At 35.5% G+C, this 26,108-nt stretch carries 21 protein-coding genes and 1 pseudogene; 5 read left to right on the top strand and 17 right to left on the bottom strand.

The genetic code is table 11. The features are described from left to right. Positions 1-59 precede the first annotated feature (59 nt). The 5 genes from ACMZ42_RS19415 to ACMZ42_RS19395 form a co-directional block, all read right to left on the bottom strand. A complete protein-coding gene (locus ACMZ42_RS19415) occupies positions 60-2,039 on the bottom strand; it encodes an ABC transporter permease (protein ID WP_415732445.1) in 1,980 nt (659 codons plus the stop codon). Positions 2,040-2,041: 2 nt separating this feature from the next. Continuing rightward, positions 2,042-2,749 (bottom strand): ABC transporter ATP-binding protein, encoded by a 708-nt coding sequence (locus tag ACMZ42_RS19410; RefSeq protein WP_370082601.1) that lies wholly within the window; start codon positions 2,747-2,749, stop codon positions 2,042-2,044. A gap of 192 nt (positions 2,750-2,941) precedes the next feature. Next, entirely contained in the window at positions 2,942-3,133 is a 192-nt protein-coding gene (locus ACMZ42_RS19405; RefSeq protein WP_415732444.1) for a hypothetical protein, read from the bottom strand. 49 nt (positions 3,134-3,182) lie between these two features. Beyond that, the gene (locus ACMZ42_RS19400; RefSeq protein ID WP_415732443.1) at positions 3,183-3,854 is read right to left on the bottom strand and encodes a lipoprotein BA_5634 family protein; all 672 of its coding nucleotides are present in this window, start codon (positions 3,852-3,854) and stop codon (positions 3,183-3,185) included. Between the two features lie 665 nt (positions 3,855-4,519). Continuing rightward, positions 4,520-5,611 (bottom strand): CotH kinase family protein, encoded by a 1,092-nt coding sequence (locus ACMZ42_RS19395; protein WP_415732442.1) that lies wholly within the window; start codon positions 5,609-5,611, stop codon positions 4,520-4,522. Positions 5,612-5,844: 233 nt separating this feature from the next. Between ACMZ42_RS19395 and ACMZ42_RS19390 the strand changes: the two genes are divergently transcribed. After that, positions 5,845-6,363, top strand: a complete 519-nt coding sequence (locus ACMZ42_RS19390) for a CotG/ExsB N-terminal domain-containing protein (RefSeq protein WP_415732441.1) — start codon at positions 5,845-5,847, stop codon at positions 6,361-6,363. A gap of 1,065 nt (positions 6,364-7,428) precedes the next feature. Here the strand turns inward: ACMZ42_RS19390 and ACMZ42_RS19385 are convergent. The 3 genes from ACMZ42_RS19385 to ACMZ42_RS19375 form a co-directional block, all read right to left on the bottom strand. Further along, a complete protein-coding gene (locus ACMZ42_RS19385; protein WP_415732440.1) occupies positions 7,429-8,361 on the bottom strand; it encodes a hypothetical protein in 933 nt (310 codons plus the stop codon). Positions 8,362-9,171: 810 nt separating this feature from the next. Beyond that, complete coding sequence (locus ACMZ42_RS19380) at positions 9,172-9,669, bottom strand: S4 domain-containing protein (RefSeq protein WP_415732439.1); 498 nt, start codon at positions 9,667-9,669, stop codon at positions 9,172-9,174. 349 nt (positions 9,670-10,018) lie between these two features. Further along, complete coding sequence (locus ACMZ42_RS19375) at positions 10,019-10,969, bottom strand: quinone oxidoreductase family protein (RefSeq protein WP_415732438.1); 951 nt, start codon at positions 10,967-10,969, stop codon at positions 10,019-10,021. Between the two features lie 217 nt (positions 10,970-11,186). On the opposite strand from ACMZ42_RS19375, the gene ACMZ42_RS19370 reads away from it, so the two are divergent. Next, complete coding sequence (locus ACMZ42_RS19370; RefSeq protein WP_415732437.1) at positions 11,187-11,693, top strand: MarR family winged helix-turn-helix transcriptional regulator; 507 nt, start codon at positions 11,187-11,189, stop codon at positions 11,691-11,693. A 161-nt stretch (positions 11,694-11,854) separates the two neighbouring features. On the opposite strand, the gene ACMZ42_RS19365 is transcribed toward ACMZ42_RS19370, so the two are convergent. Next, entirely contained in the window at positions 11,855-13,315 is a 1,461-nt protein-coding gene (locus ACMZ42_RS19365; RefSeq protein ID WP_415732436.1) for a sensor histidine kinase, read from the bottom strand. Next, the gene (locus ACMZ42_RS19360) at positions 13,308-13,970 is read right to left on the bottom strand and encodes a response regulator transcription factor (protein ID WP_370082578.1); all 663 of its coding nucleotides are present in this window, start codon (positions 13,968-13,970) and stop codon (positions 13,308-13,310) included. The genes ACMZ42_RS19365 and ACMZ42_RS19360 overlap by 8 nt, the downstream gene beginning before the upstream one ends. A gap of 341 nt (positions 13,971-14,311) precedes the next feature. On the opposite strand from ACMZ42_RS19360, the gene ACMZ42_RS19355 reads away from it, so the two are divergent. Continuing rightward, positions 14,312-14,473, top strand: coding sequence for a hypothetical protein (locus ACMZ42_RS19355; RefSeq protein ID WP_415732435.1), 162 nt, complete (start codon positions 14,312-14,314; stop codon positions 14,471-14,473). A gap of 369 nt (positions 14,474-14,842) precedes the next feature. On the opposite strand, the gene ACMZ42_RS19350 is transcribed toward ACMZ42_RS19355, so the two are convergent. From ACMZ42_RS19350 to ACMZ42_RS19330, 5 genes and pseudogenes are all read right to left on the bottom strand, one after another. After that, on the bottom strand, positions 14,843-15,169 hold the full coding sequence (locus ACMZ42_RS19350; RefSeq protein WP_415732434.1) for a hypothetical protein: 327 nt from the start codon (positions 15,167-15,169) through the stop codon (positions 14,843-14,845). A 44-nt stretch (positions 15,170-15,213) separates the two neighbouring features. After that, positions 15,214-15,900: an ABC transporter ATP-binding protein gene (locus ACMZ42_RS19345; RefSeq protein ID WP_415732433.1), complete on the bottom strand. Its 687-nt coding sequence runs from the start codon at positions 15,898-15,900 to the stop codon at positions 15,214-15,216. 10 nt (positions 15,901-15,910) lie between these two features. Beyond that, positions 15,911-17,338 carry an ABC transporter permease gene (locus tag ACMZ42_RS19340; protein WP_415732432.1) on the bottom strand — a complete coding sequence of 476 codons (1,428 nt, stop codon included), beginning with the start codon at positions 17,336-17,338 and terminating at the stop codon, positions 15,911-15,913. Positions 17,339-17,924: 586 nt separating this feature from the next. Next, positions 17,925-18,560, bottom strand: a pseudogene (locus ACMZ42_RS19335) (IS110 family transposase); the annotation flags it as partial. Between the two features lie 236 nt (positions 18,561-18,796). Continuing rightward, positions 18,797-20,890 (bottom strand): beta strand repeat-containing protein, encoded by a 2,094-nt coding sequence (locus tag ACMZ42_RS19330; protein ID WP_415732431.1) that lies wholly within the window; start codon positions 20,888-20,890, stop codon positions 18,797-18,799. 418 nt (positions 20,891-21,308) lie between these two features. On the opposite strand from ACMZ42_RS19330, the gene ACMZ42_RS19325 reads away from it, so the two are divergent. Both ACMZ42_RS19325 and ACMZ42_RS19320 read left to right on the top strand, forming a co-directional pair. After that, positions 21,309-21,773: a VanZ family protein gene (locus ACMZ42_RS19325; RefSeq protein WP_415732430.1), complete on the top strand. Its 465-nt coding sequence runs from the start codon at positions 21,309-21,311 to the stop codon at positions 21,771-21,773. 389 nt (positions 21,774-22,162) lie between these two features. Continuing rightward, positions 22,163-22,942 (top strand): alpha/beta fold hydrolase, encoded by a 780-nt coding sequence (locus ACMZ42_RS19320; protein ID WP_415732473.1) that lies wholly within the window; start codon positions 22,163-22,165, stop codon positions 22,940-22,942. A gap of 222 nt (positions 22,943-23,164) precedes the next feature. Here ACMZ42_RS19320 and ACMZ42_RS19315 read toward each other — a convergent pair whose 3' ends face one another. Together ACMZ42_RS19315 and ACMZ42_RS19310 are read right to left on the bottom strand one after the other, a co-directional pair. After that, positions 23,165-23,608 carry a CoxG family protein gene (locus ACMZ42_RS19315; protein ID WP_049665349.1) on the bottom strand — a complete coding sequence of 148 codons (444 nt, stop codon included), beginning with the start codon at positions 23,606-23,608 and terminating at the stop codon, positions 23,165-23,167. 352 nt (positions 23,609-23,960) lie between these two features. After that, on the bottom strand, positions 23,961-25,940 hold the full coding sequence (locus ACMZ42_RS19310; protein WP_415732429.1) for a cation:proton antiporter: 1,980 nt from the start codon (positions 25,938-25,940) through the stop codon (positions 23,961-23,963). Between the last annotated feature and the right edge of the window lie 168 nt (positions 25,941-26,108).

The raw sequence follows: 26,108 nt of genomic DNA, 5'->3' as shown, positions 1-26,108 counted from the left end.
ATATTAGCAGTTACCGCAAAATCAGAATAGCCTGACTATAAATAGCCAGGCCTTTCGTATTATTCTTCCCTTATCGTATCTATAATATTATCCTGCTGGATTCTTCGGAGCGGTAGCAAAACAGATAAATAACTAATGAACAAAGCGGCAGCAAACGTAATGAAACAAGCCTCATAGGGAATCGTCCATGCAACCTTCAAGACACCGGAGGCAGCCAAATAAATAATATATGAAAGTATGCATCCGAAGAAAATGCCTTGCAAGCTTCCAGAAAAACCGTAAATCAGTGCTTCATAGATAATCATTTTTTTCAAATCCCTTTGGGACATGCCTATGGATTTTAATGCAGCCAGTTCTTTTCGTCTAATCATGATACTTATAGTAATCGTATTGAGGATATTTAAGCTGCCAATTAAAGCAATGACCACAATAAAAGCATAGACAAGAATTTTGGTCACGAGAACGGTTTCCTTCTTGTCTTTATTCTCTTCAAAGTCATTAACCACTGTAATGGAGTGTTTATTTCCAATAGTCTTCTGAATGTCCTCAGCAGTCGCGAGAGATTGAGCTGTATCCTTCAATAAAATTTCAAAACTTAAGTCCTGTTCGTAAACTTCGGATACATTTTGAATTAACTTTAACTGATCCATAATTTGCAGGTTCTCAGAAGAAACAAAGCTATCCTCTTGCAGATAGATTGTAAGATCCGATTTAGTGGAAGGATCGTTCATAAATTTGGATGAAAATGCGATATCCATCAACGATGAAAAAGTGATAAACAATACACTGCTTATAATAATTGATAAAATGGTAACCATATAACGATTTTTATTTCTTTTTACATTTTTCAAGGCCATGCTTAAGGGGAAAGATAAAGGCTTTTTCAGAACGGTATTCTTTTGTTTTCTGATTACCTCTTTTTTTATTGACAGTCTGCTGCTGATTGCCAGCAATGGAGATATTTTGCCTGCAAAAAAAGCAGGGTAATAACTAGACGCTAAAACAGCTATCAGGGTAAGAATCGAACTGATTAATATGATCATCCAATCGACATTGAACATCGAAATATCCTGACCATCTTCTAATAAAATCAAGAACATACTTTGGAGAATAGCAAGTGCCAGTAAGCTGCATACAATCCCAATTGGTATAGCGATGACAGCCAGCACAACAGCTTCTTTCATAACAATTCGTCTAATTTGCTTTCGCGTAGCGCCGATGCTTCTCAACAAGCCAAACTGCTTCATCCGCTCTACGACACTGATTTGAAAGGCGTTATAAATGACAACAATTGTAGAAATGACAACTATACTGATAACAATAACAAGAATGGCCAGGAGCGATTGATCCGATTCCGGTTTCAAAGCTTGAATCAATTGAGTATTAATATCAATGTTATTGTCTTCAATCATTGATTTTAGTTCGTCTAAAACCTCGTTAAAGTCTGCTTTCTCGTTAATTTCAATTAATATCCTTCCTTCTCCAATAGCAAACTCACTTTTATATGTTAATAATCGTCCCTCTTTATTTTTCTGTGTAAACTCACTATTATTCAGTAAACCAACCAGTTGATATGTTTTTCCATCCAGTTCAAATGAATCACCAATTTGAAGATCTTTTTTTATATAAGGAAGTACCCAGGAATCTACAGCTGCCTCATCACCATTGTTTGGTAATTTGCCATCAAGAATGCTATAGGTTAAAAATTTCAAGGCGTGATGATCCGCGAAATTCATTTTCACAGAAACATCTCCAACAGGAACGATGTCTCCCTGAGACATTAAACCCAACGATTCAATTTGGGGATTAAATTTGACTTTATTTAATAGCTCTTCATCATAATCCGAAATACCTACATGAAAAGAAACTCCGCTTAACTTCTTGATATTCTCAATATGGGTAAGTTGTGATCCTTTCATAAAGAGACCAATCGTTGAAATTAACGCTACAGAGAGTATGATGCCAACCAAGGTCAAAATAGTTCGTTTCATATTCTTCTTTAAATACCTGGTACCTAATTGCTGATAACTATGAATCAAAATCATTGTCCTCCAGTCTGAAACTTTTTCTCAGTCAGTCGCTGATCAGAAATGATTTTACCGTCTTGTATAGTGATGATCCGATCCGAAGCCGATGCTATCGTTAAATCGTGAGTAATCATGACAATGGTTTGATTGTATTTTTTTGCCGTGAATCTTAATAAATCCATCACTTCTTTCGTATTTCGAGTATCCAAATTACCAGTAGGCTCATCAGCAAGAATCAAATGCGGACGATTAATAAGCGCCCTGCCAATTGAAACCCGTTGCTGTTGCCCTCCAGATAGTTCGGAAGGCAAATGATTCATACGTTCTTGAAGCCCAAGGATATTAATAATTTCATTTAGATATTCCATATCTATAGATTCACTATCCAATAATGTAGGCAAAGCAATATTTTCCTGGACATTTAATACTGGTATCAAATTAAAGAATTGAAAAATAAACCCGACTTTTCTTCTTCTGAATATGGAAAGCTCATCATCTGTATATTTATAAATATCACTGTCCCCAATGAATACCTTTCCTGAACTAGGGTGATCCAACCCACCTAAAATATGTAGTAGTGTACTTTTTCCAGAACCAGAAGCACCGACAATTGAGACGAATTCGCCTTGCTGAATTGAAAGATCAATCCCTTTTAATGCATCTACCCTGTTATTACCTTCCCCGTAACTTTTCACTACATTTTCCATACGTACAACTTCCATATAACCCAACCTCTCCTCAATCAATTATGCCTCGGATTAATTGCGTCTAGAATCGGCTTTGTGCTTAGGTCTGCGTGAGGACCGACACGATGTCGGTCATTTCGGTAATGCCACAGGACGTGGCGTTTTTACCGATGCAGGTCAGTTAGCCGTTATCGCATGGATGCGATGATTTTAGGCTAACATCCTTTATTAACTCCTATCCGATTCTGTGACATCCGCCGGAGGCTTAACTTCTTTCAGTAGCTGATGCTTTGCTTTCGGTACAAAAGACAATTGTACCTGCCGCTTTGCTTTCGCTACATAAAACATTTGTACCTGCCGCTTTGCTTTCGCTACATAAAACATTTGTACCTGCCGCTTTGCTTTCGCTACATAAAACATTTGTACCTGCCGCTTCGCTTTCGGTACAAAAGATAATTGCTGAAAGAAGTTAACCTTGTATGTCTACAAAATTTACTTTGTCTTCGCTATCTGGATAGACGCTCTCTATTTCTTTGAAAACTTGGTTTATCTTTTCTTTATCTTTATAATCGAATTTACTACCACCATTTAACTGAAACAATGTGAGCATAGACTCAGAATCGGCTAATTCATCATAAGTTTGGTCATTTAGAATAACAAGATCCTTGGGAATATATCCGATCCATGCTTGATGTTTAAGATAATGTACAGGTATCATTTGTCCATTCAAATCTATTTGGTTAAATTCCATATCCCCATCGCTATAAGAATAGAACAAATTCAGTGAACCGGGTAATTCTTTAATTTCATGAACAGGTTCTGAAATGATAGACGTACTGTTTGGATCTTTTCTCGCCCTAATAATTCCTTTCTTAACTAATTGTTCAGCAGTAGTTTTGTTAATAACTGCATACTTTAAATTTGATTCACCTTTTTTTGTTACTATGAACTTCATTTTGTAGTCAACTGTTTGTTTAGTTATATTTTTATACAACTGCTTAACTTTATTGACATCCTTTTCTGTGCCGATCACTAAAATTCCATTGACTGATTGTGGTGGACCTTCAATAAGACGTTTTACTCCAAATCCTATACCAATAAAAATGGCGATAACTAAAACTAAGCCTATAATTTTTTTCATTTTTTTATTTCTCCTCGTTTACTTGATGTCTAAATTATAGACTAGATATTCTTTATAATTGAATAACTGTTGTCTAACTATTTGTCCTTTATTCTTACTCATTAGTAAGAATAGAAGATAAATATTTTCTATGTATATTAGAAAATGTATTTATTTTTTGCAGGAGGAATTAAGATTGAAAGTGCTATTGTAGATACTAACATCCTTAAGCCACTAAAAAGTTTTACTAATATCCAAACATAAAAGGCATACTTCATATCGTTTTATTCGATAAAGAGTTTCCTTCATCCTTTATTTAAGGGCAAATGCAAAAAACTCCATTTTGAAAAAAATTTAATCAAAATGGAGTTTTATTAAATTTTTATAAACGGTACGACTTTATTTTCAATTCATTAAAAGCAAAAAAAATTGCTGTGGTTATTCAGGGTACGGTACAGTTTAGTTGAAGAAAGGAAGCTAAAATGACTTCACTATTACACGGGATAACCTCCGTGTAACTCGCTTAGCTGATGAACTAAAACTAAAATTAAATAATATGACCACATAAGAAGAACACCACTTAAACGATTTTACTATATTTATAGTACAGATAATTGTGTGCTAATTCAAGGGACAACAACCCTCTTATCACATGGAAAGAGGGTTTTGTAAGATGATGTAACAACTTAATCTAATGAATCTAATTTCCCTCTTATATATTTCGCCCGTGCTTCAATATAATCCAATATATACTCTGGTTCCTTATCAAATAAATGGATATCGTCTTTTTTATAAGGATCTTTTTGAATATAAGGTCTTATTAAATTATGCATATCTTGTATTTTTGGTTTCAAATAGTTTACATTAAATTGGTTGTTTAAAATAACTTTTAGCAAGTTTTTGTATTGACGTCGGAATGTTTTTACGTCGAGAATTCTTGCGGTAAGCGTATTAAATCCTTCGATTCGTAAATAGTCTTCCTCCATCACTTTCCCGTTTACATCCCTTCCCCATGTTGCATCGTAATCCCACGGGATGACTTCGAATTGCCTAGTTTCGCTATTTTGGTATAATGCGTAATTATGAACAAAACCATCAAAATTTTGGGTGAAAACAGCGCCAGCTAACCAGCTAAGATACTGATTAACATTGAAGTATTTCACAATTTCATTTTCAAATTCTGCCCTTGAAATGGTATTAATTTCAATAATCATTTTTTGTAAATGAAATTCATCTTGTTCTGTCCCATATTTTAGTTCATAGCCAGCCTTAAGTGATTTCTTTACTTCTTTATCAAGATCACTCATCAACGAAAAGTTAGCATCGCCATCAATCGCATAGAATATTGGCCCTTGCGGTAGTTGTCGATTCTTAAGGAAATATTCATCCACTGATTCTAATTCCAAATAAAGCCCCTCATTTTTCCCATTCAATTTCATATTTACAAATTGGGACTTTGGCGATAAGCACCCTATTTCGTTGAAAAAATCGAGCGATAGTTTATTTCTTAATAGAGAAGGATCTTTATATTCTGCGTTGATATGAATTTCTTTAGTATTTCTATACGTACTTGGCTTATTAAACGAAATGTGATACGACTTCTTTCGAAAATCCCGGATATGGTTCCCACGATAGGCGATATCAATATCATACTTTCTTTTGTTAATCGTTAGCTTGGCAGCGATAGGTTCGTCACACCATATATCTTTCCTAAGTTCAATTAAATCTAAAGGATGAATAAAAAGATGATATTCAGGTATTATTGTGCCGTTATCCACGCGAATTCTTTCCTTTCATTTTTAAATTATTCGTATTAAAACAAAATGTAAGATTCCACAAAAAGATATAGAGTTTATATTTTCCTTTCGAAAACTATGTGATTGACTCTAACGTCTTTAGTGCAACCTCATATATTACGATTAGGGAAAGAATGTGCAGAGGCATGGGTTTGATTCTTTTTGAATAAGGAATCTACCTTCTTTCTCTAATAAAGTTGAAAGGAGGTTTGAATATGTCACTTATACAGAATGCAGTAGAAATGGCTAACAACTCAGGGTTAGGTCACTTCATGCACCAAGATCCTATTAGTAACGAACGATGCACGAGCAGGAGACGTCGTACTTCGCGAATCCAGCGACGCACAAGCAGAGTTCGTCGTACTTCGCGAATCCAGCGACGCTCTAGCAAGGTATTTCATCCTTCACGAAACCAGCGACGCACAAGCAGGGTTCGTCGTACTTCGCGAAACCAGCGTCGCACGAGCAGATTACGTCGTACTTCGCGAAACCAACGACGCACGAGCAGATTACGTCGTACTTCACGAAACCAACGACGCACGAGCAGATTACGTCGTACTTCACGAAACCAACGACGCACGAGCAGATTACGTCGTACTTCGCGAATCCAACGACGCACGAGCAGATTACGTCGTACTTCGCGAAACCAACGACGCACGAGCAGATTACGTCGTACTTCGCGAATCCAACGACGCACGAGCAGAAACTCCTTTTGGAATGACTTATTTTTTTAAAAACTTCAGGTGATTTTCCGCTATCTGAAGAGTATGACACTTAATGTTATTCAATGGACTATTGAGTGCGTCTGTATAAAAAGTTAACTAGTCTTACTAGTTAACTTTTTATATGTTATTCCTATCGAAGTCCAAGGTTGAAAGAAAAGTGAAAGGGACAGTTGGGGTGGGTTCCGTCTGATCTTTTCTTTTATGTATATTCTTCGGGGTGAATTGTTATCGTTGTGTATTACATAGCATCTATCAGAATTGTTTAACCGTCACGGGATCCTCCTATTCCTTTGTATCTATGAAAACCGGGAAACATTTGATGTCCTATATTAAAATGCATTGAATTTAACACTTTTCACCTCCATTCTGAGGATTTAGTAAAGGATATGTTTAATTAATGAAGAGGCTTAGACTAAGACCCATATTTGAGATCTTTGCATGGTTTGTATGTAATGATTTTGGAATGTTCCGCAAATCGCTACCTATATAACTACTCTCCAATTGGCATCTAGAACCAAGTATTCATTACCATGTCTGTTGATATGTAAACTAAAAATATATGCGATTTCGATTATAGTTGAAAATTCTTCCTGAACGAAGGGGCAGCATTCCTGTAATAAATAAAACTAAAGAAGATATGCATATAGAAGAAATAAATGAATTATTACACTTAAACTCCAATGAAAGAACTTTTCCTGTGGTGAAGTGCTTATTTTTGCGCTTCATGGATGGCTAATGGGGGCTTTATTCCTTACATACACATTCGTTAATAAACCACTTCATGTTTTATATATATTGGATTAGCATGTGTTGCAGCATCGTTCTGATGTGGCGAAATCTTAACTTGATCATGCAATACCCACTACTGCAATGACGCTAGGAGCTAATATCATTTTCCAAACAACTTAACTAATCTGTAATAACGGTGTAATGTACTTTTTGCAAGTTGCTATAGGCAATACTCAACAAAAGAGCCTGAGTCGATTCAACCTCAGGCACTTAACATAAATAAAAGAGTTTTAATACATAGCATCCGTCTTTGCGAATTTATCTAGAACCAAATTTAGAATACTATTAATGATAAAAACCTGCGGCGATTTCAAGTGCTTTTAGTGGCTCTTTGATTGAATCAAGCGTATAGACAAGTTTTTCGTCCTGCCAAACAATTGTATTTCCTGATTTATAAACATCTAAGCGCGCAAAACCATTTTGTTTTGGAATAGGAAGCATATGTGTTTCTAAAAATTGGACTGCCTGTTTAGCAAGCTTCACACCTGCTTCTGGGTCGTCTGTTCGTGTATGTGTCGCTAATGCCCATCTTCCCTCATTCCAACCAGTCCATAACGAACCCGCTCCAGCATCCTGATAACCTTTAATGTTATAGCCAAGATCAACCTTTTGACCACCATTTTGACTAAAGTTCTGATATACAATTTGCTCATTTGCTTCTTTAGCATTCGGATATTGCTTTACTACTAGTCTTGCAATAATCGTAGCTGTCTGTGAATTGTTAAGCTTCTTATCATTGATTGGTAAAACCTCTTTACTTTCAAAAAATTGTACTTCAACTTGATTAGCTTCTTTCTTCGTTGTTGCCGTTAAAAATGTACCTTTTGTTATCGGAAGCCCTTTTGGTAAAATTATAGGTAAATTAGTTTTAAGCTGGTCCTTAATATTTTTTAATGCCCCAGCCTGTGTATTAGATGCTACTGTGTTTCCCGTATTTGTTTTGGACGGTTCCTGCTGTTTTTCATGTGATGGACGCTCTTCTTCTTGTGGCTTATTTGGCACGTTAAGTTGTTGTTCTTCTTGTGACTTGTTCGGCGTATTAGATTGTTGTTCTTCTTGTGACTTGTTCGGCATGTTAGATTTTTGTTCTTCTTGTGACTTGTTCGGCATGTTAGATTTTTGTTCTTCTTGTGACTTGTTCACATGCTCTTCTTTATCAGAGCATGCACTTATTATACTGAAACTTAAAAGCATGAAAGTGAATAGTATTTTTTTCATGGCATTAGCCCCCTTCAATTTTTCCCTATCCTTAATCAACTAAAACTTTTTGTTATTTTAAACTTTTGGCCAAGCATATCGTAATACTTATCCTTTGCGGTAAGAAAACTAAGCTTACCTTTTATTTTCAAGCCACGAAAAGCAGCTTTGTCATCAATTAATCTATTAAACACTGAAGTTGTTAGATTTTTTTAATTCACATTTTTACCTCCTAAAATTATGATTCGGTTAGTAGACGCGAATTATTACAATAAGTTTCATCGTTTTTCAAAATATTCCAATTTAAGGATAATCACTGATACCTCGGCATATTACGCCCGGAATCGGCTTTGACTTAAGCCGGCAAATGTTTTTTGTGCGGAAGCGAAGCCTCAACAACAACACGATGCATATCAATTAGATAAAACTAAATCTATAATTTTTTTCATTTGATTTCTCTTCTAATACTTTGATGTCTGAATTATAGACAAGTTTTCCTTTACAGGTGAATGACTATTGTCTAACTATTTATTATTCTATTCTAACTATTTCGTAAGAGTAGAGATTTACGGCTTACCTTTAGATTTAACTGAATTTCCCCATGATAATCAGCGAGTAGTTGAAGTCGTTAGGTAAATAAACAAGGTTGTAAAAAAAATTAGAAAAAGTCGATCCTTGCTCCATGTAAACAATTGATATTGAACTATTCAAATAGCCATTAAGATTGAATGACTCTACCCTGTTACGATATCTCCTTCACCCAAACAAAAAGGTCGCAACCGTGTAGGGAATGTCTCCCTTCACCATGTTGCGACCTTGAAAGAAATTTATTTAGTCAATGAAAATGGAAATACGTTCGCCCTTTGACAATATTGTACTAGGTTTAATGATTTGATTATTTAATTGAATCGTTCCATTTTCAATTTTCTTTATGATCTGTGATCGACTCCAATCCTCAATTTGGATTGCAAGCACTTTATCAATTCGATGTTTTCCAATCACATCATCTAATACAATGTGTATCACCTTTATTCCTCGTTCTACTAAGCTGATTATCGGAATCGTTGATAATATTGAAGATTCTTCTTTCTGCTCCTCAACTTCAGCAACATGCTCTGAGAACGTTTTATAAATAGCTAACTTTTTATTCCACGTATGATTTTTTTCGCATTTATATATTGCAAATTGGTATATATTTTTTCCGTTTGCGTTATGCCTTCGTACATTTGTATCCATAAAAACAGATAATTTCCCACACATTTTGCAGTGCTTCTTGAAAGTTCGTTCTGGTATTTGAGAAAGCCTCCAGCGGAATGTAATATTTAACATTAATCCTTCACCTCTTAAGATAAAGGTACGCAAGCATCTATTTGGATATCTCGCAGTACAATGTAAAATTTATTGTATAAATAAAAAAGGAGATCCTACACAAGGACCTCCTGACGCATTGAGACTACAGGGTTGCTCGGTTCCTTTGTAATGAGAAAAATGGGCATACTACCCCCTTGAAAAAAACATTGTTTTTTTGAGGGCAATGCTATCCAGTTTATTGATCATCACAAAGTAAATGTTGGCATACGTGTTCTCCTGTATCCTTTCCATCCAAATAGATTTATCCCATATTACCATATAATTACATAAAAATACAAATGGAATACCCTATTTCATTATCAATTACTTAAGGCTTTAACAAAATTCGCCCAACCGAGTTTCTATCTTCCATTTTTGAATGTGCCTTAGCTACGTCTTTTAAGGCATACACATGGTCTATTTTTATTGAAAAATCGTCATTTGCTACCCACTTTTGGAAATTCTCCATATATTCGGGCCAATATTTCATATACGGAAGTCCATTTGTTCTTGTTAAAAACAGAGATCCTTTTTCTTGAAGTTTCATTATATCAAGTGGCGGAACATATCCACTTGACTGACCATACATCACTAGATAACCTCCTAAACCAAGACTGTTCAAATTTGATTCAAAGGTATCCTTTCCAACCCCATCATAAACTACACGGACACCCTCTTCATTTGTTATTTCTCTTACTCTCTCAGGAATGTTCTCTTTTGAGGAAATCAAAACGATATCTGCACCTGCTTCAAGCACAAATTTCGCCTTTTCTTCTTTTGATGTTACACCAATTACTTTTCCTCCTCGAAGCTTCGCCATTTGACATATTAAACTTCCAAGTCCGCCAGCTGCTGCTTGAATTAAACACCATTCTCCTTCTTGGATAGGATAAGCTTTATGTGTAAAGGCATAGGCCAAAAATCCCTGTGTCAGTCCGGCTGCTGCTTGTTGATCAGGAATATTTATATTTATTGGAATCATTCTCTTTGCTGAAGAAATTACATGGGTTGCATAGGTTCCCGCGCCTCCACAGATTACCCTATCTCCAGGTTTTAAATGGTCAACATTTTCACCTACCGCTTCAACAACACCCATACATTGACTACCAATCGTAATCGGCAGGTTACTATTGAAACCTGCTTCCTTTCCGTAAAATTTTTGCTTTATCAGGTCACCCCGTCGCATCTGAATATCAAGGAAATTCACAGAGGCAAACTTTACTTTGATGAGCGCCTCATCTTTACCTATTTCAGGGATATCAAGCCATTCTAATTGCATTTTCTCGGGACCGCCATATTCATAAATACGAACAACTTGCATCTTTTCTTGATCTCTCATTTTATCCTCTCCCTCATATTGTTTCCTAGAAACCATATTACCATTTTATGAATTAATGTCAATATTGTTTCCAGGAAACTTTGTGAGATTGCTTTTTTCTTGTATACTATAGAAACAGGCTTATTTCTTAATAAATTTATGAAAAGGTGAATAAACGATGTACGATAACACAGAAAAGGATGCTCTTGTTTTTCAAATCATTAAATTAACAGAGCAAATTTCGAAAAGATTTGCAGACGGAGATGACGAGGAAAAACAATGGATGGCCCAAAAGATTAAAAATCCAATTTTAAGACAACTTTTGCCGAATATAACGATAATGATGTTACATGTTTTAGAAGCAGTTGGAAAATTCGGGCCTGTCAATGGCATTACGATCTCCAAAGAAATGGAAATTCCCAAAGGAACCGTTTCAAAAATTACGCGCAAGTTAGAGAGTTTGAACCTCATAAAAAAAGAGCAGTTGCCCGATAATAAAAAGGAAATTCTCTTTTCTATTACGCCACTCGGATATGAATTGTTTGAGGTTCACAAGGACCTCCATGAGCATATAGAAAAGAATGTAATTCATTTTTTAAATAAATACCAATCTAATGAATTGGATTTTTTAACTAGAGTATTAGAAGATATCTTAAAACAGTCATTGGTTCAAATAGAGGAGTAAACTCCCCTGACTTCCCTTCCTTATGGCTCCAGAAACGATTATGCGGCTTGAGTTCTTTAGAATTAGGACTCAAGCCGTTTAAAACATCTTTATTATTCTCGTTGTCTAATGAAGCAGTTCAGTGCCTGGTTATGTTGATAGAAAATCCCTCTATTTACGTTTTAACCTTTACAATCGAAACGAGGTATATGAACTAAAAATTGAACGCCATTTTCGATATTACTTATTGAACAGGTGACAGATAGAGCTTCAAAAATTTGTTTTACAATATATAGACCTAGTCCGCTTCCACCTGTATTTCGATTCCTTGACTTTTCGATTCGATAAAATGGCTCGAATAATTGTTGGATTTCTTCTTCTTTAATTTTAACACCTGTATTAATCACTTTTATTTCAATCTGACTTTCTTTTGAAAGCTCAGTTACCTCTATAAAGACAGTTTCTCCTTGCGGTGAATACATAATCGCATTATGAATTATGTTTTTAAAGGCTTTTTCTAATAAGTCATGATCTGTACGTATATTCATGTAAGAAGAAATTTGTTTTATTATCTGAATGTCTTTTTTAGAAGCAAAAAAACCGAGATCTTTCGTTATTGCATCAAATAATTCTAAAAGATTAACTTCTTCCAATTGCAGTTTAAAGGTATCTTGTTCAAGCTTTGACATACTTAAAATTTCTCGAACCAATTGCTCCATTCTCTCGATTATTTCGTGGTTTTTTTCTAAATAGAAGTCTCGATTTTGATAAGGACCGATATTATAAATCATCCCTTCTAAATATCCCTTCATCACAGTGAGAGGAGTTTTTAATTCATGTGCAACAGTTGCGAAAAATTCTCTACGTTTTGTTTCGATTTTTCGTTCTCTTTCAATATCGTCTTTTAATTGCTCATTTGCTTTTTGTAGATCTTGCATTGTTTGTTGCAAATTATTCGACATTTCATTCAAGCTACTGGATAGTTCCTCTAATTCGTCATTTGAACGAACTACAATGTTTTCGGAAAAATCCAGGTTCGCCATCTTTTGCGCCCCCTCATTAATGTAGATGAGAGGCTTTGTAATGAACCTTGAATATAAATAGGCACTCCCCAATCCAATAACCACTACAATGATACTTATAAAAGGTAGAAAACGTACTAAGACCTGCGACGCTTCATCAATAGGTTGAAATGTCGCGAATACAGTAACCGTTAAATTACTTTCATCTAGAAATTGAATCGGCAAAGTAACAAAATATGCATTCTTAGGTGTTTCTTCATTCTGTATTAATGCAGTTTTTGCAATTGCATTCGGTGGTTGCGAAATTCCCTGCATCAAAAAATTAGGCGAATATATAATAGTTCCTTCTTTAGTTTGTAGGTAAATGAAGGCATTGTTATTTTTGATGTAGTCGTCAAAAAGCGGTATCGCATTTGTTAATGTTAAATTTTTAGAATTATGGATTATTTCCTCTATTCCCGATTGGAGCTGATTAGTTTTATATTGTTCATGAAATGTTGGAAGGAAGAAATATAAAGTTAAATAAATCAAGACTGCAAAAGATAACAAAATGAGAGAAGTGATCATAAAGAGTTTATAGGTTATTTTTTTCATCTTCATGATGTTAACAATCCTATTCATCGATTTTGTATCCAATACCCTTTACTGTTTTAATGTAGGGTATATTTAATTTTTTTCTTAAATTTTTTATATGTGTATCAATCATTCGTGTTTCTCCTGAATAATCATATCCCCAAATTTTTTCAATGATGATTTCTCTAGTAAGCACCTTTTTTTCATTATGAAGTAGTAGTTGTAGAATTTCGAATTCTTTTGTTGTTAATGGTACTTCAATCTTATTTACAAAGGCTTTATATCCATCACGATCGACATTTAGTTCATTAAAACTTAAATGATTCTCCTTATTATTACAATAACTTCTTCTTAGAACCGCTTGTACTCGTCTAATCAATACATGAAATGAAAATGGTTTTGTTATATAATCGTCAATCCCTAGATCAAAACCTTTCATTTGATCTTGTTCTTCTTCTAAAGCTGTTAACATAATAATTGGAATACTTGACTCACTACGAATCATTTTGGCAACTTCAAACCCGTTAAGGTTGGGCATCATTACATCAAGAAGAATTAAATCAAACGATTGTGTATTAAATCGCTTCATTCCCTCTAACCCATCTGATGCAACCTCTATGGAATAATTTTGTGTCATTAAAAACTGTTTAATTAATTCTTGAATTTCTAAATCGTCTTCTACTACAAGAATATGATAGTTCATCGATAGATCCCCCTTGTAGCCATTATAACCGTTCAATTTGTAGTTTATGTGAAGATGCCTCACCTTTTAAAATTACATTAGACAATCTCTTTTACAAATATGGAGGTTCTTTGCGACTTTGTTTTGTAACATCAATGTGATTACCACAATCGACTGGAAGGAAAGCTTTTGAGTTTAATTTCTCTACATAAACACCTCAATATCTTCACACAAATACCAGATTGGTCATGTACATTAGTTGTTAGGAAGAAAATTGATACTTTCAACAGGATGGACACGTCTAGATTTATATGTCTATTCAACAGTTTTCTTTCAACTTGTTCAACTAAGGAGAAGCTTTTATGTATAAAATTGATCTACGTCCATTGATGTTATTGGCCGTTTTTACATTGTTATTGTGTTCGTGTTTAACATACGTATCGCTTAAAGCATTAGGTGCAGAGGATATCTTCTTTAAGAGTATGAAGTCACTTATCAATATGATAATGATTAAAATCTCTTAAAAACTTTATTAATATGATAATAATAAGAATCCATTTTTAAAAAAATGGATTCTTATTTTGTAATTTAAAGATTTATTTGTAAAATTAATAAGGATTATAATTCCAGCCTTTATCACTAGATTTTTATACATCCTCCTTCATTGCTTTCCTACCGATAAGGATATTGTCTTTTTAAGAGCTTCAATTCTAAAAATCTCTACTGGTAGATTTCTTAGAGAAATTTTGATTAAAACAAAAAGTTCCCCCTAAGATAAACATGTTTTAATCTTCACCTGTTTATCCTAGGGGAAACGTTATTTATAACCGATATTTAGGAGGCAGTTCATTTCTACCTGAAGGTAAATCTGTCGGGCCACGCATGCAAGAATTTCAAATAGGAGATGTAGAACCCGATGTAGAACCTTGTATCATATCTTCTTCTGAATTAGATGAGAAAGGATCTCGCTGATCTGGTGTACGTTCACCTGGTTTTGATGTGAACTCCTCCCACTGCTCTGGCGTCATTTCTCCTCTTGGATTTGGAGATTCCCATTGCCGCTGATCGGGAATCTTTTCTTCTGAATACGTGTTTTTGTCTTGAAACATATTGGTTTCATTTTGATCCGAGTCACCACCTAAATTCGCCAAATTCGTAAATAAACCAATTGCTATTCCGATAGATACTAAGCCAATGGATGCTGCTACTTTTGTCCACATTTTTTCCACTCCAATTTTAATATTTGACTTCACATTTTTACAAACTATTTCTTCTTCACATTTTTACAAACCAAATTTCGTTGTTCAAGATAAACTACCTTATCAGACTGTTTAGCGACTTCCTGGGAATGAGTGACAACGATGATACATTTATTTTCTTTATGCGCTAGTTCTTTGAACAATTTTACAATTTCATCCGAAGTTTTCTCGTCTAGATTACCAGTCGGTTCATCCGCAATTAATAAATCTACCTCACAAGATAATGCACGGGCTATGGCTACACGCTGTTGTTGACCGCCACTAAGCTGTAAAACCTTTCTTTTTGCTTCGATTTCTGACAAGCCTACCATTTCTAATAAATCAAGAGCTCTTCTCTTTTTATCTTTTATGTTAACCCCTGTAATTTCCATTGCCGTGACGACATTTTGAAGAGCCGTCATATACGTAATCAGATTATAAGATTGAAAGATTATTGAAACATATTTATTTCTATATTTATCTAAACCAATTTTCCGTATATCTTTTCCTTTGTAGAGCACATGTCCTTCTTTAGGGTTATCTAATCCACTCGCTAAAGTAAGTGCTGTTGTTTTTCCTGAACCTGATGGACCTAAAATGCTATAGAAACATCCTGTTTCAAAGGTAAAGTTAACATTCTCTAATAAAGTGTTCTTCCCATTATTACTTTGATAATAGTAATTTAAATTTTTAAATTGTAATATGATGTCCATATGACTCCTCCTACTCATCTTTTAATAGTATTTCTTTTGGATTTAAACGAAGTATTGATAATGCTGGTAGCAGTGTTGATAAAATCGCAATTAATAGCCCTAATCCACCTAAATTCAACACATCTTGTGATGATATATTTACATCAATATTGTCGATAGGTTCAACATCTTTATCTTGTTTATTCATCATTCCAAACGAGAATCCTAAAGTATTTGATTCTTGTTGTTGATCTTCAGCAGCAATAACTTCTTGCTGTAATAAACTGTCTCCCATTTTTTGCGACACTGTTTTACCTGTAATGATAGAAATGCCAAATGCTAGTACAGCTATACAAAGTACTTCTACTAACAGTTGTCCTATTAATTTCCTCTTTTTTTCACCGATAGCCAATAGAATACCTAATTCCTTACGTCGCTCTTTTATGGTCAACATAATAATAAGACCTAATATAATGGATCCTGCAATGGATACTAAATAGACAATCATTTTAGAAGTAGCGGCAATATTCTCGATAGGGCCTACCATTTTTTGATATAAAGCGTCATGCGCATCTAACTTAAATAGATTGAAATCAATATTTGTTTTCTTTGCGTCTGCTTTAAAATCCTCAATATTTTCTGGATCATTTAAATAGTAAATTGCTTCGTTAATAGATACATCCTTTTTATCATTTTCTTCATCCATTTCTTTCGTCGAATCATAAGTAGTGTATATTTTATTCGATGGATGCATCATAGCTGGTAAGTTTTCCTCGAAGTCAGTTATCTCGGAATTTTTGTATATCCCTATTATTTCTAACTCAACCTTCGCTGTTTCATCAGGTGATTTAATCTTTAACTTATCACCAACTTGAAGCTCGTTTTGTTCGGCTAACCGTTTTTCAATCAGAGCTACTTTCTTATTCGCATCCTCTGATGTAACTGGACGACCGTCAATAATTTCATTCGTTCCATCTGTAAAATCTTGCATTAAATCAGAACTTCTTACACCTTGGATAAATGTATTAGGCATTTTCATATTTCCAGGGTTACTACCACCTACTGTTCCAATTACCCCTTCTTCATCTTTTTCACTATTAATAGGTGCAAAATCATCTGCTACAAGCATGTCACTTTTTAAATAGTTGTAGTCTATTACATTGGGCGATTTAGCTAACTGGTCTGCGTCTTCTACCAAAAGTTCCGGATGCTTTATTTTTCCACTCGGATTCTCTTCTCGCTGTTTTGCCACATTTTCCATAAGCTTCTCTTCATCGATTCTAAGACTTACGTCTACACCTAATGTTTGTCTAGCATGATCATTCGCCTTTTGTGAGACATTTTGAATTGCAAAACCCGCTAATACTAGATTAGAAACTACTAGAAATACAGTAAATAATATTAGCGATTTGCCTTTCCTTGCTTTAACACTTAAAAATGCACGTTTGATAAAATTCATTTTTTATTACCTCCTTGATAGTTCAACTATAGAAGGATAATCTGTAGTTTATATGGAGATACTGCGAAGTTTATCTAGAGAAATACGGGAGTTTAAGTGAATCAATTTCCGAGCTATATTTTGGGAGAAACGATTATATATAATAAAAAAGTAGCAATTCGATTTTATTAAAAGTCAATAGTTAACGTATTATCTATACACCAGTATTCTTCATAAAATGTAACATTATAATAGGTATTTTTAGGCTGAATTAATTCAAACAAATTAGTTCAGCTTTTTTATGAGCAAAAATGAAAATTGGAATATTTAAGTGTAGCTTTGTAAAAAAGTTTGATTGTTTATAATAAAGTTTGATAAAAATGACCTCTTTAGTTGTTCTTAGAGGTGATTCGTTACTGGATATTTATGTTAAAGTTAATGTAAATATTGTGAAGAAATGTACTTAAACTAAACCAGCTAATAGTTTGTCAATAATTTTCTGTTAAAAGTTTAATAGGTACGTGCTATACTAAAAAAATGCATGACAAATAACCTTCCTAAAGTTTGTTTTTTGGAAGGTTTTGTTTAATTTAGTTGTACTTACTTATCAAGCTAAATCTTGGTACGTAGTTCTGTTTTTTAATAAGGCAAATATCCAATGTAATAGTTTATTAATACAAGCTACTATCGCTACTTTAAAAGGTTTTCCTTCGTCACGTTTTTTATCATAAAACTCACGCAATTTCTTGTTTCGAGGAATGATTTTATCGTCTGTTTTAGTTTTCCTGCAATCTCGTATTGCACAACGAACAGCCATGAACAAGGCATGACGAAGTCTACTTGAACCTCGTTTTGTAATTCGATTTTTGGTTGCTGAAAACTTACCTGATTCGAAAACACTCGGGTCGACTCCAGCGAAAGCCACAAGCTTTTTAGGGTTGTTAAATCGATCTATTTCACCAATTTCAGAAATAATCGTTGCAGCGATTTTTTCACCGATACCTGGGATAGATTTGATAATACTATATTCTTCAATTTCTTTTGCGAGGGCATCTATTTCTGACTCTAACTTTGATAGATGCTCTTTGTATTGAAGAAGGAACTTTATATACATATCAAGACTTAAAATATGACTCTGGTAAACGGTCTTTTCAAAAGGATTACGAGCTGCAGCGGCTTTAAGCTGTAAAGCTTTTTCATTTGCCCATTTAATGGACCTACTCTTACATAGTTCATTAATTTTTAACTCTTGCACCCCGTTAGTTAAGTAAGAAATAATGAAATGGATACAAAAAATACAACCCTACTAAAAGAAAAGGAACAAATGCCTTTCTTATTTCTTCTGAGTTTTCAGCTTTTTTAATCTTCTTTCTGTAATCCGGATTCGGCTTTGTGCTTTGACCTGCAGGAGGGTAGACACGATGTCGGTCATTTCGGTAAAGCCACAAAACGTGACGCTTTTTACCGATGACAGGTCAGTTAGCAGTTATCGCAATCAATGCGAATGCCTTTACAGCAGGCGTTAACAGACCTACGTGTCATCATGAATATAGGTGTTGTTGCGTAAGTGAATGTAACGACGTAATCTGCCTCAGGATTGATTAATTGTATTGTTTGTGAGGGCTGGTCTGGAGGGAACAATGTCCATACCGTACCATTTATGTCCGTAAACGTTTCAAACGGTGGAATGATTACCGTGGCGCCAATAAAACTGTTAATAATTGTTGAATGAATCACATGGGCGGGGTTATTGAATTCTACAAAGTTTACTGTTACGATTTTCACCGGCTTAACATAGTTGATGTCGTAATTGTTATAAGCATTTAGAAAAGACCATACCAACGGTGGCGGCGTCTGATCTGGGATGAAAGTGCTGAAATGCTCTGTAAATATATGCGTCTTATATATATCGCTGTCCCCGCCACTTGTGATAGCCCAATACGCATATGTTTGCGCAAGGTTTCCACTGAATATAACTGAGGCAAATACCGTTACATTGGCGAGCTCATCCGTAAATATACCTCCGCCGTCCCCACCGGCGGTATTATTTGTTATTTCAGCGCCGGCAATTGAAACGAGCGAACCCATGGCAATGATGCCGCCGCCATCCGTTAATGCGGTGTTATTCGTAATTATGCCGCCGGTTATCGTTAAGGTAGGTGTGAATCCTGGAACGGCGCCCATGGAGATGCCACCGCCAAAATTTGCTGTATTATTTTCAATCGTCCCGCCCGTAATGGTAACAGTTGAGATGGGAGTGAATGTCGGAAAAGTCCAAATTGCTCCGCCGTAGCTTAAAGATGAGTTGCCGCTGAAGGTCGCATTCGCATTTACCGTAAGGGTCGACGCAAAAAGCGCAATCCCTCCGCCGCCACGAGTAGCATTTTGGGGATCCCCGTTGCTGTTTGCGTGGTTATTGATAACACTTGCGTTTCCTTCGATGGTAACGGAAGAGCCGGAAAATGCATCAATGCCGCCACCTTCAAGGCCCGCCTGGTTTCCGCTTACCTCAGCGATCCCTGTAAGGACAAGGATAGAGCCATCATTTACAAAAATCCCGCCTCCTCCTGTTCCCGCCGTGTTTCCGGTCACCTGGCCGTCGCTCAGGGTAAGGGTGGAACCACTGGAGAAGTAAATGCCACCGCCTTGATTTGAGCCGGCTATAACACTGACTGCCTTATTTTCAGTAATTAAGCAGTTTGTAATTGAAAATTCGCCTAGAACACCCTGTACCCTAATACCTCCGCCGAAATTTCTTATACTGTTGCCAATTATTGTGCTGTTCATGATAACAAGCGCATTTGCATTGCTACCCAAAGATTGTGGCATTGAATAGATGCCGCCGCCATTGCCGTCGGCCGAATTGTTGCTTATTTCACTGTTTTGAATTGTAACGATGGTGTCAAACGCGTTTATACCTCCTGCGTCACCGAAAGCCACCACGGTAGAATTAGCGGTGATTATTCCTCCGTTAATGGTAAGGGTGGAACCCAGTCTGTTCCCTCCCGCTATTGTGGTAATACCGCCACCGCTGTTGTTCGCACGGTTGCCTGTTATTTCCCCACCGTTCATCATGATGTCACAGTCAGCACCAAAGACACCGGCACCACTACCAGCAAAACAGTTTTCTATGAGCGCGCCGTTCATGATCAGACTGCTTCTACTAATATTGCCCTGAACCAGGATGCCGCCACCGTTGCCACTACTCCTGCAATTGGTAATTGTGCTGCCATCAAGCGTTAGGGAACAATTGGAACCGAAAATTAATATACCTCCGCCCGTCCCTCCGCCATCAAGGATGATACCTACACCTACATTCATCGACACTCCGGTTAAACTGCCGTTTGTTAACGTTGAAAAGTGACGAAAGCTTCCTCCACTTGTAATCGCAAGTGTAACACTACTACTGCCGCTGCTATTTATCAGGTTAATTGTGATATTTTTTTGTATCAAAACAACACTACTGAAATTGATATCATTTATAATAAAAAAATTGAATACATCTCCGTCTTGTGCGCCCACTAATGCTGTTGTGATATCAGTAAAGTTGAAAACATTAACATCTACAATCATATATATATATCCCCTTTATATTGCTTTTTATAAAATAACCTTATTAAAATTATATGCCAGAGTGGAAAAACGTGGCTGGGTTAAGGGGACGGTTCTTGTCGTTGGGGTTGGAACAAGGGGCTCTAGCGATTTACTTTGTATAATCCGCCTTGGGGTACAATGTCCCTCCGAAAATTAACTTCTCTTTTTAAGCTAATGGGGGCTTTACTTAAAAGATGGGATTCCATAGAGATCCCATCTTTTTCTAATTCAACTAACGGCGCAGGATAGTTGAAGAGTGTTTTTTAACTTGTTGTTCAACAATCGGGCCATATTGTTGAATAACATTTTTTTATAAAATGTTACCAAACGGCGCTTTGGAAGGTTATACTTCAACCAATGATGTAGTACATAGGCTGAATTGAGGTGGTTTCTAAGTATGAATAACAAAAATTGGAGGATTCTTTTTTCAATATACATATTATTAGTGCTAAATTTTATAGTGATTAAGTTTAATGGAGACATACAAGATGTTATCAATACTATACAATCGAATATAGAGCGTAGGGACCAATGGGGATTAAGTGCAAACTTAGTTCCTTTTAGAACAATCGAAACTTATATAAATGATTTGAGTTTTAGTATAGCTTTTATGAATATTTTTGGTAATATCATTCCTTTTATACCAATGGGATTTCTAATACCAATGGCTTTTACCTCTCAAAGAAATATAATCAAAACGATGATTTCTTGCTTTTTACTCATACTCAGTGTAGAAATCCTCCAACTAATCTTGTTTTTAGGTAGTTTTGATATAGATGACATTATTCTAAACCTACTAAGTTGTTTTATAGGATTTATACTTTTTAAAGCGTATAAGAATATCTTTAGAGTAGTTTCTTGAATTTAGTTAATCTTCTTATAAAGTTCTTGATTTTAACTACAGGGGCTTTAGTTGAATAACGATCTTCAACAATCGGGCGCGATTATGTAACAAGAATCAGCGCTCGTTTTCTGGTTTGTTGCTTAACCTTTTGAAGCGAATTCAACTGTTGAAATCGCGTTATTATAGAGCGAAAATATCAATACTAATATGCTGCTTCAACGAGGAAAGGGGCTTTCCGCCATTGCATTAAAAATCGAAAAATCCCCCTACCATGGGCGTTTCTTAAGTTTGTATTCATCAGAACTTCGCACTAGCTCAACAAAGTTTAACGCCGATATTAGGCATACACTCTGCCTTAGGTGAATATCTTAATGGGAAATTACTTTTTAATAAATGGGGTGATACACTTGGGATACTTTGTAACTGTCGAACCAGGCGTCAACGTATTTATCGAGGACATCAATCCAAAGGGAAACAAAACGATTCTGTTTATTCATGGGTGGCCGCTAAACCATAACCAGTTCGAATATCAGTTCAATTTCCTTCCAACGCTTGGATATCGTTGTATTGGAATGGACTGGAGGGGATATGGCAAATCGGATAAACCTTTTAGCGGGTATTCTTTCGATAGATTAGCAGATGATGTCCGCATGGTCATCGAGACGTTACAGCTAAGCAACATAACACTGGTAGGGCACTCTACAGGAGGTGCAATCTCGATCCGTTACATGGCTCGTTACAAAGGGTATGGGGTATCTAAACTCGTCCTGGTCGACGCTGCCTCTCCATCTAGCGTTCCAAAAGAATTTACAAATAAAATCATCGAGGATACAAATCATGACCGACCGCAAATGCTGCAAGACCAAACGCGAATTTTTTTCTTTCAGTATATTTCCGAACTGAAATCCGATTGGTTCGTTTTAATGGGATTACAAGCGGCGAATTGGGCGACTTCCGCCATTATGGTCACGCTTAGGGATGAAAATGTTTACAACGATCTTGGTCAGATCGATGTACCCACATTAATTATTCACGGAATTCACGATAAAGTCGTTCCGTTTACTCAAGCTGAGGAAACAAATAAGCTGATCAAAAATTCAACGCTAGTTCCGTTCCAAAACAGCGGCCATTGCGCTTTTTTAGAGGAGCGCGATAGATTCAACCAATTATTATCTTCTTTTGCATAACGACTCGGAATAGCAACATTGTCGCAAATAATTCGTAAGCGTCAAATAGCCCCCATCTTAAATAGATGAGGGCTAATTTGAGGAGCAGGTGAGATTATTCGGGGCTTTACTTGTATAACATTGAGTTGCATATGCAGCTCTTTTTTACTTAATGAACTCCCATGAAATAACGTAATAATCTTTCATTTTCTGTGGTGTAGCAATGACTTTATGCAACATTTTTTAATTAAGCTCCTCCAATTTTGTAGAGATCCCAATCGTCATTTCTTCTGTTACTTTAGGAAGATAAGACTTTAATACCTCATTAACCAGCGGTCCCAATGCACCACCAGCATTGATCTCAAGAAAACCTGTTATCCTCGTTTTATTTTTAGCTATTACTTCTGCCAGGAAATAGCCACCGCCTGAAAGTTCCTCATTTAAACCCTTTAAATTAAAAGTAACCCTTGTCGGTTCAATCCATTCTTCTATAGTGGCCATTAGATTAATCTTTTTCTTTATGAATCCGATGTTACTATAAAATTCCCAAGTGGACTGGCGGTTAGTAATTTTTCGGTGTTGAATATATCCAGGAATAAGTGGAGCCCAGTTATCCATATCCTTAACAAAATCCCAAATCTTATTTATCGGTAACTCCACCTCTACCTGATGCGTTCCGCTTGGCATTGATTTTCCCCCTTTCCATCTCAATAGTAAGTACTTTATATATGTATATGTTAGTTCCAACAAAGCGGGATTTGTCCCTCATGCCTGGCTGTATGACAACCAAATAGTTTCTAATCGTAACTGAACTGAATACTATAAAAATACAATTAATCATTTGAGATGAAATATGGATTTCAATCCTTTATGTTATCTGGGGATAGGCGATTCTCTTACGGCTGGTATCGGGCCTATCCAGGCAAAAATACCTCTGAACCAGTAGCATTACCAATTGCATTATTGACTGATTAACCGTAGCTAACTCAAAGTAACAAAACACATAAAAGCCCAGCAAATTATGCTAGGCAGTCACCATTTATTCTTCCTCTTCAAGTAAAATAACACTTTCCAAATTATTCACAAATCTTCTTAACTCTTTAGCTAATTCATTATTTATATCACCGGCCAGATACCATTCATTTATAAGATTTCTTTGTGCTTCAATGGCTATTAAAGCTAAGTATTCTTTTTGTTCTTCTTGCTCTGAAGAATCCATTTTATAAGATGAGTATTGTAAGTGACGATAGTACATTTCCACTTTTTGAGCAATATCTATAGAATATTCATTCGTTTCTTGAACATGCTTGATAATTGATGATGTCACATGATCTTTTAAATCTTTTTTTACTTTATTAATTTGTTCTACAACATTGGCTGGTAGTTTGCTCATCTTCCGTTCACGTAAAAAATGACGTAAACTACGTTTTAATAAAGTAAATGTTCGATTATTTAACATATCTTTTCTTTCTTTAAGAATATAATCAATTTCCTGTTGAATTGATTCGTTTAATCCAAGTTCAGTCATATATTGCTTCGTATAAATTATTTCTAATTCCATCCCAATTTTTCTAACTTCCAACATTTGTTGCCTATATGCTTGAAATGCTTCTTCTGACTGTTTTCGCTCAACATTCATTAACATTGCGTTATATTGATTCATTAACTTTAGAGCTATAGCAGCATTTTCTTCAACTGTTTCACGTTGAATACTACGAATCGCATGTTTTAACATTTCTCTTTTTTCATTCATTATATTTGGCTGTTGGGCTTTTTCTTGATCATTTAATAAAGGTAAAAATATGGTTGCCATTATCAAGGTGAATAAAATAACACCTGCAGCTAAAAAGATAAGTAATTGACGATCCGGAAATAATTCTCCTAGATCAGTTACTAGAGGTAATGATAATATACCTACCATCGTGATCGTACCTCGAACGCCAACAAGCGTTGTCACAATATGATCTTTCATTGTCACTGTATCTTCGTTCTTAAATATTTTTTTATCTACTACATGAAAGAACATCACCCAAACAAAACGGATGACTAACACCATCAAGCCAATTGCTAGCACATATAAAATAAGGATACTATTGTGAATTTCCTCGCTTATTAGTATAGAATTTGTGGCAGAAGGTAGCATTAGCCCAAGCAGGAGGAAAATAACCCCATTTAATGTAAAAGTCACAATTGACCAAACATGTTCTGTTACCACCTGTTCCTGTGCAATGAAACTTTCGGTCTTTTCTTTAACAATTGCCGCAATAATTCCACCTGTTACAACTGTAATTACCCCTGATGCATGAAATACTTCTTCTGCTATCAAATATAAAATAAATGGTGTTAGAACTTGTAGCAAGACGTAAAATGTTGAATCCACTATTCCTATACGGCGAAGATGAAGTCGAATCCAATATATTGCTAATGCACCTAAAATCCCTATAAGTAAACCAACAAAAAACATATAAAGAAAATCACTTGTTGCTGTTTTCAATGAAAAATAACCGGTTACAATCGCCGCTACTGAATATTTAAACGCGATTAACCCCGATGCATCATTGATTAAAGATTCCCCGCGAACTAAATTCATTATACGATCTGGAATATGAACTCTTTTGGCGATGCCATTTACCGCCACTGGGTCAGTAGGTGATAAAATAGCCATTAAAGCAAAGGCAGCCGCTAAAGGAATCGACGGAATCATCCAGTGCACAAACAGACCACCAACAATAGTCGTTAATAGTACTAATACAATCGCATTGCCTAAAATCGGTAATCGCATTTTCCATAATTGTTCACGAGGAAAATGTGCGCCATCATGATAAAGTAACGGTGCAATAAACAATAGCAAAAACCATTCCGCTTCAATTTCAATGGTAAAATTCTTTGCTACTAAAGCAACTATAATTCCAACTGCAATTTGAATTAAAGCAATCGGGATGAAAGAAATATAATGTGCCAGTACATTTGTCACTAATAATAATACAAGTAGAATCAATATCGATATTAAGAGCTCCATGTACGACCTCCTTTTCTAAGAAATATTGTTTCTTAAGGTCAACCAAATTTTACTCTACTAATTATAAATAAATAAGGTTTGCTGTTCTATAAAATACAGCCTTTTCACAGTTAGTATTTGTTCACTGACTCAATTTAACCCTTATTTCATCAACAAATGAAAGATTAA

The sequence above is a fragment of the Lysinibacillus sp. NPDC056185 genome, assembly GCF_047737915.1.
In the GTDB taxonomy this organism is placed as follows: Bacteria; Bacillota; Bacilli; order Bacillales_A; family Planococcaceae; genus Lysinibacillus.
This window is presented reverse-complemented; position numbering and strand designations above follow the sequence as displayed.